The organism is Pseudoalteromonas sp. MT33b (assembly GCF_014117385.1).
Lineage (GTDB): Bacteria > Pseudomonadota > Gammaproteobacteria > Enterobacterales > Alteromonadaceae > Pseudoalteromonas > Pseudoalteromonas lipolytica.
Genome location: NZ_CP059831.1, coordinates 1,569,358 through 1,585,106, shown reverse-complemented (window position 1 = coordinate 1,585,106; position 15,749 = coordinate 1,569,358). Strand labels below are relative to the sequence as shown.

Annotated in this window: 9 protein-coding genes; 1 reads left to right on the top strand and 8 read right to left on the bottom strand. The window is 39.7% G+C overall.

The window, feature by feature from the left end:
- Positions 1 to 49: 49 nt before the first annotated feature.
- The gene (locus H3302_RS07265; protein WP_182396310.1) at positions 50 to 2,197 is read right to left on the bottom strand and encodes a DNA internalization-related competence protein ComEC/Rec2; all 2,148 of its coding nucleotides are present in this window, start codon (positions 2,195 to 2,197) and stop codon (positions 50 to 52) included.
- Positions 2,198 to 2,293: 96 nt separating this feature from the next.
- On the opposite strand from H3302_RS07265, the gene H3302_RS07260 reads away from it, so the two are divergent.
- A complete protein-coding gene (locus H3302_RS07260; RefSeq protein ID WP_065979876.1) occupies positions 2,294 to 2,800 on the top strand; it encodes a DUF2062 domain-containing protein in 507 nt (168 codons plus the stop codon).
- 92 nt (positions 2,801 to 2,892) lie between these two features.
- Here the strand turns inward: H3302_RS07260 and H3302_RS07255 are convergent, their stop codons facing one another.
- The 7 genes from H3302_RS07255 to H3302_RS07225 all read right to left on the bottom strand — a co-directional run bounded on the left by H3302_RS07255 (position 2,893) and on the right by H3302_RS07225 (position 15,614).
- Positions 2,893 to 4,635, bottom strand: a complete 1,743-nt coding sequence (locus H3302_RS07255; protein WP_182396309.1) for a DUF3466 family protein — start codon at positions 4,633 to 4,635, stop codon at positions 2,893 to 2,895.
- Positions 4,636 to 4,646: 11 nt separating this feature from the next.
- Positions 4,647 to 6,557, bottom strand: a complete 1,911-nt coding sequence (locus H3302_RS07250) for an ABC transporter ATP-binding protein (protein ID WP_065979874.1) — start codon at positions 6,555 to 6,557, stop codon at positions 4,647 to 4,649.
- 20 nt (positions 6,558 to 6,577) lie between these two features.
- Positions 6,578 to 6,805 (bottom strand): glutaredoxin family protein, encoded by a 228-nt coding sequence (locus H3302_RS07245; RefSeq protein WP_036968675.1) that lies wholly within the window; start codon positions 6,803 to 6,805, stop codon positions 6,578 to 6,580.
- Positions 6,798 to 8,915, bottom strand: coding sequence for a bifunctional 23S rRNA (guanine(2069)-N(7))-methyltransferase RlmK/23S rRNA (guanine(2445)-N(2))-methyltransferase RlmL (rlmKL, locus tag H3302_RS07240; RefSeq protein ID WP_036968677.1), 2,118 nt, complete (start codon positions 8,913 to 8,915; stop codon positions 6,798 to 6,800). The genes H3302_RS07245 and rlmKL overlap by 8 nt, the downstream gene beginning before the upstream one ends.
- Positions 8,916 to 8,993: 78 nt before the next feature.
- Positions 8,994 to 9,524, bottom strand: coding sequence for a cell division protein ZapC domain-containing protein (locus H3302_RS07235; RefSeq protein WP_036968679.1), 531 nt, complete (start codon positions 9,522 to 9,524; stop codon positions 8,994 to 8,996).
- A gap of 127 nt (positions 9,525 to 9,651) precedes the next feature.
- On the bottom strand, positions 9,652 to 10,662 hold the full coding sequence (pyrD, locus tag H3302_RS07230; RefSeq protein WP_036968683.1) for a quinone-dependent dihydroorotate dehydrogenase: 1,011 nt from the start codon (positions 10,660 to 10,662) through the stop codon (positions 9,652 to 9,654).
- Positions 10,663 to 10,775: 113 nt separating this feature from the next.
- Positions 10,776 to 15,614, bottom strand: a complete 4,839-nt coding sequence (locus tag H3302_RS07225; RefSeq protein WP_036968686.1) for an NAD-glutamate dehydrogenase — start codon at positions 15,612 to 15,614, stop codon at positions 10,776 to 10,778.
- Positions 15,615 to 15,749 lie beyond the last annotated feature (135 nt).

Sequence of the window (15,749 nt, the reverse complement as noted above, 5' to 3'; positions counted from 1 at the left end):
TAGACTTCGACTATTGTAGCCTTATGACAGTAAAAACAAAACGCCAATCTTATTCAAACCAGTAACTTTCCTGCTCACGGGCGAATTCTAAACGGTATGACTGCGGGTAAAATTTTATTCTTATGTGTCCATACTCAGCTGTGGTGTATTGTGGTATGTCACGGTCATTGTATCGCTTAACGACATCAGAATGAGGAAACGACCATTGTCCTTGGTAGGCAGATGAATGAAGTACAATCTCAGGATTTACAGCATCGATAAATAGGCCACTTGAAGATGTATTGCTACCATGATGGGGACTGATAAGAATGGTCGCATTTAAATCAACTTCCTGACTCACTAACTGCTGTTCAATGAATTTAGAAATATCGCCAGTCAATAACACGCTATGCTGGGGATTGCTTATTTTTACAATACAGGAGCGGTCATTATTATTATCATGATTCGAGTCGGCTGTAAGCGAAGTGATATTGAGGTTTTCAAATTTAAAATGCTGAGACAAACATGGCAGTTTGATTCCACTGGGATGAAACTTTTCAAACGTAGCAGTGTAACCTGCTTGTTTCCAACTCGTCAGTCCTCCCGCGTGATCATTATCTTGATGACTTATAATAGTCGCCACAACTTCTAAGTTTTGTTGTCGAATATTTGCAACGAGTACTGAATTTACATAATCATAACGCGCAAAGTATTGCGGACCTAAATCATACACAATGGCTTTATTATTGGTGCTTATCATCGCCATTAGACCATGCCCTACGTCAAATAAATCTAATTGAAATAAAGGTTTTGGTGTCAACAACCAGTCTATAATAAAAATAAAGCTCGGGATTATACTAAAGCGTTTAAATGGGCTAAACAGCCCAATTAACAAGGTACAATACAAGTACAACAATGATTTAAAACCATTAATCTTCACATCAATCCAACGCCAATCATGAGGCGTTGAAATAATAAACTCAAAGGAGCTGTAAAATACAGCATCGAACAGCTTAAAAACGTAACTTGTATCAACAATCATAGACAACAGCGAATACATTACTAAGAGCGGCATAACCACTAAACTAATCAATGGCACAGCTATCAAATTAACTAAAAGGCCAATGACACTGACTCCGTCGAAAAAATATAACGACAAAGGTAAAAGCCCCACAAAAAGCGCTCCTTGGATCATAAACAGCTGAACACTGTGCTTTATTAAACCGTTTTTTATAGTTAGAGGCTGGTTAATCACTAAAAAAATAATGGCAACAGCAGTAAAACTAAAATAAAAACCAGGATTGAGTAGTGAAAATGGATTCATGACCAACACCACTGATAAAGCAAATAAGATACTTCGCCACTGCAGAGGATTTTTAGCTAAAAGGTAAATTATTAAGTAACAACCCAACATCACCAACGCTCGGGTTGCAGATACAACAAAATCGCTTAAGTAAACATACAAAAATGCACAACAGAAACCAAACACCACAAAAAGTTTACTAAGTTGCATGCTTTGTTTAATAGCAACCTGAGTACACATAAACACCCATTTGCTGGTATAAAAACCGAGCGTAAATATCAGGCCAATATGTAGTCCCGATATCGCAAGTAAATGACTGAGCGCCAGTTCACGCAAATGAGTTTTATCAACTGACGAAATTTTACTTCTGTCCCCTGTTAATAAGGCATAGTACATCCATTGTAGTTTCGTACCCGCGGTAATATCACTGATATAAGATTGGTAGTGTGACCTGATCGCAGCGCTACTTGTACTGCTTAAATGATGTGTTTTGCCAACTGTTCTGCCCTTATAAATAATTCGCTCTGTGAACGCAAAGCGCTCACGATTAAAGCTGTCAAAGTTTTTAACAGTTCGAAATGCTTTTAATTTAACTTGGCTTGTTAACAAGCTTCCCACATCTAGTTGCTTTTCAGTCGTAATACTTAGCATCGCTAAAGGGGCTATAAACCGAGGCAGCGAGCAGCCTTGAACATTAATCAAGCGTACTTTGGCATAATAAGGCGATGCAACAGAGTGAATTGAAATAATCTGTAAATGAGCGTCAATGGGTTTGTCTATTTCTATTTGGCATAAACTGGCTGAGTAAAAAATAAGATAATGAAAGATTACGATAAAAATACCACAAATAAACCCTGACAATACCGACAAAAAAGGCTTAAAATAGAGACTCGCTAAAATGACAGCAAAACTCATTATATAGAACGCCGCAGTGTTCAGTGTGTAAACGGTTATAAAACACCCCAACACAAAGCCACTGCATAACCAAATAGATGTAAATGGTTGCTTTAGATGGCTAAAAAAACGATCCAACGGTTTTTACCCGATCATAACAAGGTAAGAGATCATAAATATTTAAGAATTTTTGGTCGTTTATTACATGACGCCAACTTATGGCACTTAAATAGACGCTCCGCTCGGGGTGCTTTTGCGGTAGGTTTGTTTTTTGCTTTCATCCCTGTTCCTTTTCAAATGGTTTTAGCTGCCGCCTTGGCAATTCCATTACGTGTTAACTTGCCTATTTCTGTTGCAACAGTGTGGATCACTAACCCGTTGACAATGCCTCCTATCTTTTATTGTTCATACATTGTTGGGACTATAGCCCTTGCTCAACCAACTCAACATTTCCATTTTGAGCCAAGTTGGCAATGGTTTATAGATAGCCTCACTACGATTGGACCCGCTTTTTTAGTCGGCTCATTAATTTGTGCTTCAGCGGCATCACTTGTAGGCTATTTTGCGATTGATATGCTTTGGAAGCGCTCAGTGCGAAAAGCGTGGCTACACCGTCATAAATAAAGCAATAACAGAATACTAAAAAACACACCTTTCAGTATAGACAAAAACCCAGCTTTAAGCTGGGTTTTTTCTGTTAATTATCGCGATGTTAATTATTTCTTACGGAACACGCGGCGCACTGCAGCAAATGGCAACAGTAAAAACGCAAACCACGGAAAGCTTGCAGATTGGCGTTCATATTGCTCAACTTCTTCCGCCGGGCATTCCTCTACACTGCCACTAATAGGTGTTAGTTTTACAGCTACCGTAACACTTTCGTGTTCAATGTTGCCATCAACATCACGCACTACATTACCAAACGAATCTGTTTTCTCAACCGTTTTAGTCGCAACACCGAAAATTTCGTTATTGTTGTTGATTGATTTCGCTTCAGCTATGTTGTAGCCAAAACGTGTTTCACCATCCGCTTCATAGCACGGTAATAAATCATTTAAATTAACAATTTTATCTTCACCAATGGTGTACATAAAACCTTCACGGCGACGTGTAGACGAATTAAAAATATCGGTTTCACCTTCACCGACAATAATACCATTATCATTTACATCATTAGCAATTGAGTTTGAACTTGCAAAGTAGTCGCTTGGGAATACAACAGTGTCATTTTGCTTGTCATAATAATAAAACTTAGTTGTTGTTCTACCCTCAATACGCTTTGAAGCATAACCAACAATAATGTCATTGTCATTCATCGACAGCACTTGGCCTAATTGCCAATCATCGTCCTGATTGATAAATTCTTTGACTTCTCCGTTTTCGAATATAACCGGCATCGTGGTGCGTCGATCTGTGTCTTTGTATCGCACTTCAGACATACCCGCAATTAACCCATTTTTGTTAATCGCATAAGCGCCACTTTTAAAAGCGAACTTTTCATCGTCTTTGGGGGTTAAACCTATACCCAAAATTTCAGTATTCGTGATGTTGAAATTATTATCTAATGTCCATTTAACGGCACGTTTATTGTATATTCCATTATTGTTATTTCGTTCAATACTCTCAACACAATCTGAAACAGGCTCGTCTTCACCATCACACCTGTCGTCGATATTTTCTTGGCGATCTTCTGCAATGTCTGTCGACACGGTACCAACAACTTCGTAACCAAGCTCTGTTTTAACAATATCATAAGCAGCACTAAAACCGCCAAATTCATCAAACTCAGGCGTAAGAGGCACTTTTACACCATCAGCTGAAATCACCACTCCCCGTCTAATAAAATCACGTAAGAAATGTGTCTCCGCTTCGTCTTCATCAGCTTGTGTAAAAGATGTTTTCTCGTAAGGAGCACTGCCCCAACCCGCCATAACACCGTCTTCAGCAACCGCACTTAAGTAGTTAGATGTAGAGCGTGTTAAACCATCATAATCCAATGATTGTTCATCAAAAATAACTTGTTCAGTTGACCCCTCAGCGCTATAGACAGTGGCAATTGCACTCGCTAATTTCTGATACTCGGAATCCACAGAACGGCTATCACTCGCTAAAAAACGGATCATAAACGTATGCGCATCGGCATTGGTATTTACGGCATCGTTATTTTCAATGTCATCAAGTGTAAACGTAATTTCTTTATCAATTAGTTCAAATCTGTCTTTTTCGCTTTCGTAAGCAGACTTAATAGCATTGTCATCAAAATCAATATAAGAAATATCAATTGGTAATCTGTAAACACCATTACTTAAACCAATAACATGACCATTTTCGCTAACGTCTGTTACATAATTCAGTTTTGCGCCATCTAAACCACCAAGCTCTGTTAGCTTATAGGTCGCGCTCATCGCTGAGGTACTTAAGGTGGCTAAAATACTGGCAGCGAGTAGTTTATATTTCATTTTAATCCTTACTACTGATTCTTTAAATCTTCGAGTTCTTCCCAGCGCTCAAATGCGGCTTCAAGCTCAGACTCTAACTGGGCTAAATGGTTCAATGCTTCTGTTGTAATTGCTGCATCTTGCTTAAAAAAGTCCGGATCACTAACCACAAGTTGCTGAGCATCGAGCGCTTTTTCAAGTTGTTCCACTTTACTGGGTAATTCTTCTAATTCAAGTTTTAATTTGTAAGAGAGTTTATTGCTCTTCTTTTGCGTTTTATCATTGCTCACACCAGCAGACTTTTCTGGTTTCACTTGTTGCTGCTGTTGTTTTTGCTGTTCGGCTAAATATGCGGTGTAGGCTTCATAATCGCTGTAACCACCCACAATATCACTTATTTTACCATCACCCTCGAAGGCCCACACGGAGTTACATGTATTATCAATGAACTCACGGTCGTGACTTACAATCAAAACAGTTCCTTGGTATTGGTTAATAATATCTTCCAATAGCTCAAGTGTTTCAATATCTAAATCATTGGTCGGTTCATCCAGAACCAAAATATTCGAAGGCTTTAAAAATAATTTCGCGAGTAATAAACGGTTTTTCTCCCCACCTGACAGTGCTTTAACAGGCGTGCGTGCACGAGCTGGCGGAAATAAGAAATCTTGCAAATAACCCAACACATGACGTGAACGACCGCCCATCATCACTTCTTGTTTACCTTCTGCTACGTTATCTTGCACTGTGGCTTCTTCATCCAATTTCTCGCGATATTGGTCAAAATAAGCAAATTCAAGGTTTACACCTTGCTTAACGGTACCTGCATCCGGTTGTAAATCACCAAAAAGAATTTTTAATAATGTTGTTTTACCGATACCGTTAGGACCGACAAGACCAATACGATCACCACGCATGACCAGTGTAGAGAAGTCTTTAGCAATCACTTTATCTTTAAAAGCGTGGGCAATATGCTTCGCTTCAAAGACTAACTTACCAGAGCGCTCTGACGTTTCGATATTGAAGTCTGTTTTACCCACTTGCTCAACACGTTGTTGACGTTCTTTACGAAGCGCTTTTAACGCACGCACACGTCCTTCATTACGTGTTCTTCGGGCTTTGATCCCTTGACGGATCCACGTTTCTTCTTCTGCTAAACGTTTATCAAAAAGGGCATTCTGTGCTTCTTCTACTTTTAAATCATGTGCTTTTTGCTCTAAGTAGGTGGCATAATCCCCAGGATAAGAGACAAGTTTACCGCGGTCTAAATCAAGAATCCGCGTTGCAACAGCACGTATAAAGGCACGGTCATGAGAAATGAAAACAATGCCACCTTTAAACTCTTTTAAAAATTGCTCAAGCCAAATAACACTGTTCATATCCAAGTGGTTGGTTGGCTCGTCAAGCAATAACAAATCGGGTTCGCTTACTAAGGCTCGTGCTAAGGCAACTTTACGAAGCCACCCGCCAGATAATGACTCTAATTTAGCTTCAGGTTCGAGCTCTAAACGTGACAAAACCAGTTGAATACGCGTATCAAACCGCCATCCATCCACTGTTTCAAGTTGATTTGATAAACGTTCAAGTTTATTCAGCAACTTGTCATTGCAGTCCGTTTGCATTTGATTACTGACCTGATGATAATCAATTAATAGCTGAGCTATATCTGGCATGCCCTGCGCTACGTAGTCAAATACAGTACCTTGAGCACCTTTTGGTGGATCTTGCTCTAAACGAGAAATGCGGATACCACCTAACTGGTTTATCTCACCATCATCTAGGGTAACTTGCCCATCTAACACTTTTAATAACGTTGATTTACCGGCACCATTGCGCCCTACAATACACACTCGTTCACCTGACTCAATAACCGCATCAGCATCATCAAGTAAAGGATGTGTACCGTAAGCAAGCTGTGCTTTGGCAATTCTGATTAAATCCATCGTGACTACTACTCTTATTCTTAATTATCAGCAATAAATTTTGCTAACTGTAATTCATCAAATGGCCAATATAGTGTTTCACCATTTTCTTTTTTAACAACTGGAATACTCGTTTGATACGCACTGATTAACTGTTCATCGTCCATAATATCGTGCGCTACAAAATTTACCTTGGCAGCCACTAATAATTCATCGGCCAATTCACACAAATGACAACCATCTGTGTGATACAAAGTAAACTTAGCCATGAGTAATTAGCCAGCTATTATGAATTTGCTTATTACGCTTAAAGTCTGGAGATAAGGTATTCGCTGAAATATTTTCTGCTTTTAATCCTAAGCCCATCAGACCCACTTCATCAATTGTGAAACCGCGTTTGTTATTAGAGAAAATTAATGTGCCATTTGGACTTAGAATTTTCTTTACCCAAGTCAATAATTTAATATGGTCGCGTTGAACATCAAAAGCATCTTTCATGCGTTTTGAATTTGAAAACGTTGGCGGATCTAAAAAGATAAGATCATATTGGCCCTGCGCATACTCTAACCACTTTAAACAATCGGCTTGTTCAAAACGATAACGAGTATTACTAATACCATTCAGGTCAAAGTTTTCTTGTGCCCATTTTAAATAGGTTTTCGACATATCAATCGTGGTAATCGCTTTTGCGCCACCCAATGCAGCATGAACAGATGCACTACCGGTATAAGCGAATAAATTTAAAAAGCGTTTATCTTTCGCATTTTGCTGAATGTAGCGACGAGCCAAGCGGTGGTCAAGGAATAAACCCGTATCTAAATAATCAAACAAATTCACTTTAAACTTAGCGCCAAATTCTTCAACCACTTGGGTGCGATTTTGTTTTGAAACTTTGGTGTATTGCTCTTCGCCTTTTTGTTTTTTGCGAACTTTTACTGCAATATTTTCAGCGGCTATATCTAATTGCTCAGCGGTTAAACTTATGACATCTTGCAAACGTTTTTGCGCTGTACTGTCATCAATTTCTTTCGGGGCGGCGTATTCGAAAATAACCGCGGCGTTATCATATACATCAACAGCGACGTTGTATTCAGGAATATCTGCATCGTAAACACGATAGCAACTTACTTCGTTTTGTTTTAACCAATTTTTTAGGTTCTGCTTGTTTTTCTTTAAACGGTTAGCAAATGCTGTTGAACCTTCATAGTTCAGTGCAGGTTTATCTTCTTTACTTAATTCAACTTGTTTATCGTCCAGTTGATAGAGATTAAGCACGACATCTAATGGGCCATTTTTAAACTTATAGCGTTTGAGTTTTACTAACTTCAATAATTTAAATAAGCTTTCATCTGTGCCTAATAAAGCTAACTTCCAATGATTAAAGTGCTTTTTAAAGCCCACACCTAAACTACGATGCAAGTTAACCAGCTCAGCCATTGAGCCGAGTCGCTCGCCATAAGGTAAGTTCGAAATCACAACACCGGGTAACTTAGCAACACTAGTCAATTTTGTAGCATCACTTTGCTTGAACTTAATCACGCTTGCAAGGTCTGCTCGCTCAGCATTTTCTTGTGCTTTTGCAATAACAGAGGCATCAATATCATGACCAATTAACCACAATTTAGGTTCTGTAATTTGTGCCATTAACTCTGCTTTTAATTCTTTATACTTTTGAATTCGAAAACTAGGTAAGCGCTCAAATGCAAAGCCTTCGCGGAATAAACCAGGTGCTTCGTTTCGTGCCATACTAGCCGCTTCAATCAAAATAGTACCAGAGCCACAACATGGATCGAATAATGGTTGTTGAACATTTTCAAGCCAGCCACTGCGTTTTACAAGTGCAGCTGCTAAGTGTTCTTTTATGGGGGCTTTGCCTTGATCTTGACGATATCCACGTTCAGACAAACGAGGACCAGAATAATCAATATACAACGCCACACCATGACGGTTTAATCGTGCAACAACACGCACATTAGCATTGTATTTATCAACATTTGGACGCTGTTCGAACAAGTCAGCAAAGTAATCAACAATTGCATCTTTTATTACTAAACCAGAAAACTGCGTGTTTTTTAAGTAATCATTCGTACCCGTAAAATCAACAGCGAATGTCTGTTTTGGCCCAAACCATTCTTGCCATGGCTGCAATCGTGCAAAATTATACAGGCTGTCTTTGTCTTTAACGCCTTCTTTCTCTTCTATCAACATTAGAATTCGCGTCGCAAACCGACTCGATAAACAAATTTTTTGTGCTAATAAGCTGTCAGCTTCAAAACGGACAGAACCAACAGTTTGCTTTGAGACTTCTGCGCCAAGCTCTGTTAACTCTTCAACAAGTAAATTTTCGATTCCGATAGAAGTAAGTGCGATAAATTGCAAAGTAAAAACCCTTAAATGCTAATTGCGCAGGATTATAGCATAGCTTAGCGAACAAAAACGCCATCATTTAAAGGGATATTAAGCAGATTTAAACTGTTTTTGTTGGATATAAACAGGAAAGATACGATTGTTTAGCACTTTGATAGCTTCAAATTGCTGCAACGATAGATTTTCATCTAACTGAAAGTGCTCACTTAAGTTAATACACACAGACGCATCGCTGCAATGATCAACAATTAAAAACTCACCTTCTTGGGCGTGTGAGCAAAGTTTAACAACCGCTTCAACACTTGGTTCACTGCCATGGTACTCATGAAAAAACCAACTTTTAGCAAGCACTGGTTTTAAATGAAATTTAACCGCAGTCGCGTTCAAAGCAATTTGGCAAAGTTGCGCAGGGCTCCAGAGCGAGAATGTCTCAAGATATTGATATACTTGCTGGTAAAAATCAGCGTCTTCGAGGCTAAAATTTGGTTCACACAAGACAGCATCAGTGAGCTGACGAAGTTTGTAAGGCGTGCACAGCTGCATATTTTGGTCAAGGTCAACCAAAAGACGATTATTTTTAGAACAAGCAAGCCATTTCCATTGCTTTGATGCTTGTAACATGACTCCTCCCTCTACTAAAAATAAAAATTCCTGCATACTTAGCACATAAGTATAACTAAAGCAGACCATTAATAAAATGATTTTTTAGAACATTTTATTAATGATCAATTGCTTAGATAACTGATCCTTATAAGCCTTTTAGGATCGTTTTTACCAATTCTGGGCCTTTATAAATGAAACCCGTGTAAACTTGAACGAGGTCTGCACCGGCAGCAAACTTCTCTTTTGCTGATTCTGCATCATCAATTCCACCAACACCAATAATAGGTAACTTACCCTCAGTTAGACGCTTTATCTCACTAACGACGTGGGTTGAGCGAGCACGTACAGGTTGCCCCGATAAGCCCCCAGCTTCATCTGCATACTGTTGTCCTTGAACTGCTGCACGTTCAAGTGTGGTGTTTGTCGCAATAACACCATCGATCTTATTATTGATCAATGAGTCACTGACTTGTGAAATCTGTACTGCATCAAGATCAGGCGCTATTTTGACAAGCATTGGCACGTGCTTATTATGTTTTGCAGCCAAATCCAACTGTTCATTTTTCAGGCTTTGTAATAAATCATCTAGCGCTTCACCGTACTGTAAATCACGCAATCCTGGCGTATTTGGCGAAGAGATATTGACCGTAATGTACGATGCATGTTCGAATACTTTGCGCATACAGTGGATATAGTCGTCTTTACCCTGCTCGTTAGGTGTGTCTTTATTTTTGCCAATATTGATACCTAGAATGCCATCATACTTTGCAGCTTTAACATTATTAACAAGGTTATCGACTCCTTTATTATTAAAGCCCATACGATTAATGATCGCATTTGATTGAGGTAAGCGGAAAATACGTGGTTTGTCATTACCGGCTTGTGGACGAGGTGTCACTGTACCGACTTCAACAAAACCAAATCCCATTTGTGAAAAAGCATCAATACACTCGGCATTTTTATCTAGCCCAGCTGCAAGACCCACCGGATTTTTGAATTCTAAGCCAAGAAAATTAACAGGTTTATTAGGGACTGTTTGTGACCATGCTGCACTCAATGGAGTATGCGCAAATCGACGTAAATTATTAAGTGCAAATTCATGAGCCCACTCCGCATCACGGGTAAACATAAAACGGCGAGCTAGATCATAAAACATGGTTTGTTCCTTAGGTAAAATAAACAGTGTAGCTTTATTAAAACGGTACATTGCAAATTAAGGGCAAAAAAATACCCCAGCGAGCTGGGGTATGTATTTTAACGACTTTTCATTTATTTGGAAGTGTCACAGTTGTGGCTTAGCAACATTAGTTCACGAAGTGCCACTGAGAACTTCGCAAAATCATGGCTTTGCGATGTCTTAAACTCAGATAACATCTGTTTCCAACGTTGTAATAACAACTCTTGATTATCCATCCACTCGTCAATTTGTGCGTCTACATCTTTGTTGTCACCAACAAAGCTATTTAACACAACCGCTGACAATGTGCGTTGTTGCCAGTCAAGCTCTTCTCGGTATGATGCACGAGCAAGTGCTTGCCAATGGTTTGCAACAGGTTGATTCGTAATTTGGTCTAAGAACCAATGTAATCCCATACGCGCACCCAGCTTGAAGTAAGTGTTAGACACCATGTCGATACTGCAATTTGAGTTATTAGCAATTTCAGCTAAGTCCATTACAGAGAATAAGCTTGAAAGTGAGACAATGCGCGTAGCCAGTGCTTTTGGCACATTGTTATCAATCAATTTATCTGCTGCTTTAACTAAGCGTTCGCTTTCTTTCTCAACCATGTAGCTGTTTAAGTTTTCGCTTAAATCGGCGAATGTGGGTGAGAAGAACTCAATTGCTTGTTCAATCGTTTGTGCTTTATTACGGTGACGTAAGAACCAACGTGTTGCACGACGTACAGTACGGCGTAATTGATACAGCATTTCTGTCTGAACTGCCGCTGGTATCTTATTATCAAGCGCCACAATTGATGACCACGTATCTGTCATCTGGAACACTTCTTTAGCGATTGAATAACACAGTGCTATTTCAGCTTCGTTTGCACCGGTTTCTTCATTCATACGAACCATGAAGTTAAGGCCCATATCGTTTACGATATTATTGGCAAGTTTAGTTGCAATAATCTCTTTACGAAGTGGGTGGTTATCCATTGCGTCGTTAAACTTCTCGCGAAGTGGCACTGGGAATGAATTAACTAACAACTGACGGTAATAAGGGTTTTCTGTGATCTCTTCAACAACAAGAGACTCTTTAAGAACCATTTTCGCGTATGAAACAAGCACAGACAGTTCAGGACGAGTTAAGTCTTTACCTGCGGCTGCGCGCTCAGCTAATTCTTCATCTGTTGGGATGAACTCAATCGCACGATTTAACTTGCCATCTTTTTCAAGTGCATGAATAAAGCGTACTTTTTCTTTAAGTGTTGACGTACCTTTAGACTGAGTAATAGACAGTGTATGCGTTTGACGGTAACAATCTTTAATGACTAGTTGTGACACTTCATCGGTCATTGAATACAGTAACTCATCACGTTGTTTACGTGTTAAGTCACCTTCAGCCACTAAACCATTTAATAAGATTTTGATGTTAACTTCGTTATCCGAACAGGCAACACCGCCCACGTTATCAATAAAGTCAGTATTTACACGGCCACCTTTGGCAGCAAATTCGATACGACCCAGTTGCGTCGCACCTAAGTTACCACCCTCACCTAAGATTTTCGCACCAAGTTCAGCACCATTAATACGTAATGCATCATTCGCGCGGTCGCCCACATCTGCATCTGTTTCTTTAGAGTTCTTAATGTAAGTACCGATACCACCATTCCACAGTAAATCAAACTCCATCATTAAGGCAGCTTTGATTAACTCATTAGGTGTCATGCTCGCTTTCTTGGTGCCAAGCATTTTCTTCATTTCAGGGCTTAAGCTAATTGATTTAGCGGCACGAGAGAAAACGCCACCCCCTTGTGAAATAAGATCTTTATTGTAATCTTCCCACGAAGAACGTGGTAGATTGAATAAACGCTCACGTTCTGGATATGACGTCGCTGCATCAGGGTTAGGATCAACAAAGATGTGCATGTGGTTAAACGCCACTTGCAGTCGAATGTGCTTAGAAAGCAACATACCATTACCAAATACGTCACCCGCCATGTCACCTATGGCCACCACAGTGAAATCTGTTGTTTGACAGTCGATATCCATTTCGCGGAAATGACGTTTAACAGATTCCCACGCACCTTTTGCAGTGATACCCATTTTCTTATGGTCATAACCCACTGAACCACCTGATGCGAAAGCATCACCTAGCCAGAAGTTATACTCGTTAGCAATGCCATTTGCAATATCAGAGAATGTAGCAGTACCTTTATCGGCAGCAACAACAAGATATGGGTCGTCTTCATCATGACGGACAACATCAACAGGCGGAACAATTTCGCCACGCTCAATGTTATCTGTAATGTCTAATAAACCACGGATAAAGATTTTGTAGCACTCTTGGCCTTCTTTAAAGAATGCTTCACGGTCTGTTGGAAGTTGCTTACAAACGAAACCACCTTTCGAGCCTACTGGCACAATAACTGTATTCTTAACTTGTTGTGCTTTAACAAGACCCAATACTTCAGTACGGAAATCTTCACGACGGTCTGACCAGCGCAGACCACCACGCGCAACTTTGCCACCGCGTAAATGCACACCTTCAACACGCGGCGAGTAAACGAAAATCTCGAACGCTGGAAGCGGTAGTGGCATTTCAGGGATCATAGAAGGCTGTACTTTGAACGATACATATGACTTAAATTGGCCATCAGCTTCTTTTTGGAAGAAGTTAGTTCTCAGTGTCGCGTTAATCATATCAACGTATAAACGAATGATACGGTCATCATCTAGGTTAGCAACGTTTTCAAGCTCAAGGTAAATTTGACTAATTAGTTTCTCTAGCGTCTTTTCGCTACCAGGGTTCTTAACAGAGAACTTCTTAGTAAATAAATTAACGATTTGCGATGCAATATGCGGGTAATTAGCAAAAGTACTTTCAATGTAAGTTTGCGAGAACGTTACACCAATTTGACGCATATATTTCGCGTAAGCACGTAAAATTGATGCTTCACGGCCTGTTAAGCCACCCATTAATACTAAACGGTTGAAGCCGTCGTTTTCTAAACGATTGTTCCAAACATTTGTTAATGCAGCACGGAATCGAGCTGACACTTTATCAAAGTCAGCGATACCCTTGTTGTCAATTAGCATGGTGAAGTCCATGATCCAATTAACGTTACCATCAGTTGTTTTTACTGAGTAAGGCGTTTCACCTACAACGCGAAGTCCAAAGTTTTCTAACATTGGCATGACGTCAGATAAATGAATAGGCTCATCCTTATGGAACAAGCTTAAGCGTACAACATTGGTATTCGCTTCTTCTTGCGGACGGTAGAACAACATTTCTAATTTGTTTTCGTCGCTAAGAAGCTCAAGCTTTTCAATATCAACAACTGCAGCGCTTGGAAGAACTTGATCTTTATACGCACTTGCAAAAGCTTGCGCATATTTACGGTTTAATTCTTTACCGCGTGCTTCACCTGCACTTTCAAGTAATGCAGATTGTAATCTATCTTCCCAAGTACGGGCCGCTTCAATTAGGTTATTTTCGATGTCTTTCACGTTATATTCAATATTATTGTCAGTCACACGCACCGTGTAGTGTGTACGGGCTAATGTCGACTCAGAGAAGAAAGTAGTAAATTCGACTTTTTCGTCAGAATTAAATGCATTCGCTAAAATACTTTGTGTTTCACGGCGAAGTGCGGTGTTGTAACGCTCGCGTGGTACATAAACCATACACGAGAAGAAACGACCGTATGCGTCTTTACGAACAAAAATGCGACACATATCACGCTCTTGTACTTGTAACACGCCCATGGCAACTTCTAGCAGCTCGGTTTCACGTGCTTGTACAAGCTCATCACGCGGGTACGTTTCTAAAATATTTAACACGGCTTTGTATGCATGCGTACCTTTCGCAAAATCACACATTTCCATAATGCGGTTGATTTTACTTTTTAGTACTGGCACATCAGCGGCGCTGTTGTTATAAAAACTTGATGAGAATAAACCGATAAAACGGTCTTCACCAACCACGTTACCTTTGTCATCGAAACGTTTAATGCCTACATAATCGATGTACGCAGGACGATGAACGCGAGACACTGAGTTCGTCTTTGTTAAGATGAGTAAGTTATTGCTACGCGCTTCTTGACGCGCCACTTCAGGTAACTCAGATAAAAGACGGCTGTGCTCTTCGTCTGAGTTTTTCATTAAACCTAAGCTAGTGCCTTTTTTACCTTTTAACTGATAGTCGCCTTGAACTGGCGAAAGCTCGTATTCACGGTATCCCATTAGAGTGAAATTATCTTTCGCTAACCAGTCTAAAAACTCAACCGTTTCAGAAACTTCACTTTCTTTATTATTATGGTGACGCTTCGGTAAGTCTTTCGTTACAGCAATTAGTTTTTCACGAATTGGCTGCCAATCTTCTACAGCAACAGAAACATCAACAAGCACAGATTCAAGCTCTTTCTTAAACGATTCAATCACTTTTGCGTCTGTTTGACGATCAATTTCGATAAAGAATACCGTTTTTGTAGACGTTGATTCTTGCTCTGCTTTTAAGCTAGAAATACCCGTGATTTTTGCGTTTTTATCACGTTGAATTTTAAGCGGAGAGTGAAGTAGCAAGTGAGAAGCGATGTTTTCGCGGGTCATGGCCATGCGCACAGAATCAACTAAGAAAGGCATATCTTTAGCGATAATTTCTACAATTGTGTGCGATGACTGCCAGCCATCTTTTGCTACTTCAGGATTGAAGACACGGACAACCGCGTCATCAGAATTATTTTTTTCTAGCGAGTTCCATAGGCTTAGTGCAGCGCCATATAAGTCACTATCGTTGCGATGTGCCAAATCCTCTTTAGACATATTGCTGTACAAGGCTTTGGCGAATTTCTCAACGAGTAACACATTATCAGCGTGAACTTTTTTCTGGATCAGCTTACAGACATTATCTAAGATAACCGAGGCTTGCCCTTCATTTCGTGTCATTGTATGTTCCTTAATCTATACTACTTATTGATTAGTAGAATATTTGTACAGCCATTTATTAGCGTGGAGTCAGGTAAATTCTAACTCTTTTACAGCTAATAAACAGCCTTTTCGATGAAATCATTTTAAGCTTTT

Excerpts from the sequence above, each read along its gene's own strand:
- H3302_RS07250 (WP_065979874.1), bottom strand. The coding sequence starts at position 6,557 with ATGGATTTAATCAGAATTGCCAAAGCACAGCTTGCTTACGGTACACAT.
- H3302_RS07245 (WP_036968675.1), bottom strand. The coding sequence starts at position 6,805 with ATGGCTAAGTTTACTTTGTATCACACAGATGGTTGTCATTTGTGTGAA.
- pyrD (WP_036968683.1), bottom strand. The coding sequence starts at position 10,662 with ATGTTTTATGATCTAGCTCGCCGTTTTATGTTTACCCGTGATGCGGAG.
- H3302_RS07265 (WP_182396310.1), bottom strand. The coding sequence starts at position 2,197 with ATGAGTTTTGCTGTCATTTTAGCGAGTCTCTATTTTAAGCCTTTTTTG.
- H3302_RS07260 (WP_065979876.1), top strand. The coding sequence starts at position 2,294 with ATGGCTAAAAAAACGATCCAACGGTTTTTACCCGATCATAACAAGGTA.
- H3302_RS07225 (WP_036968686.1), bottom strand. The coding sequence starts at position 15,614 with ATGACACGAAATGAAGGGCAAGCCTCGGTTATCTTAGATAATGTCTGT.
- H3302_RS07235 (WP_036968679.1), bottom strand. The coding sequence starts at position 9,524 with ATGTTACAAGCATCAAAGCAATGGAAATGGCTTGCTTGTTCTAAAAAT.
- H3302_RS07255 (WP_182396309.1), bottom strand. The coding sequence starts at position 4,635 with ATGAAATATAAACTACTCGCTGCCAGTATTTTAGCCACCTTAAGTACC.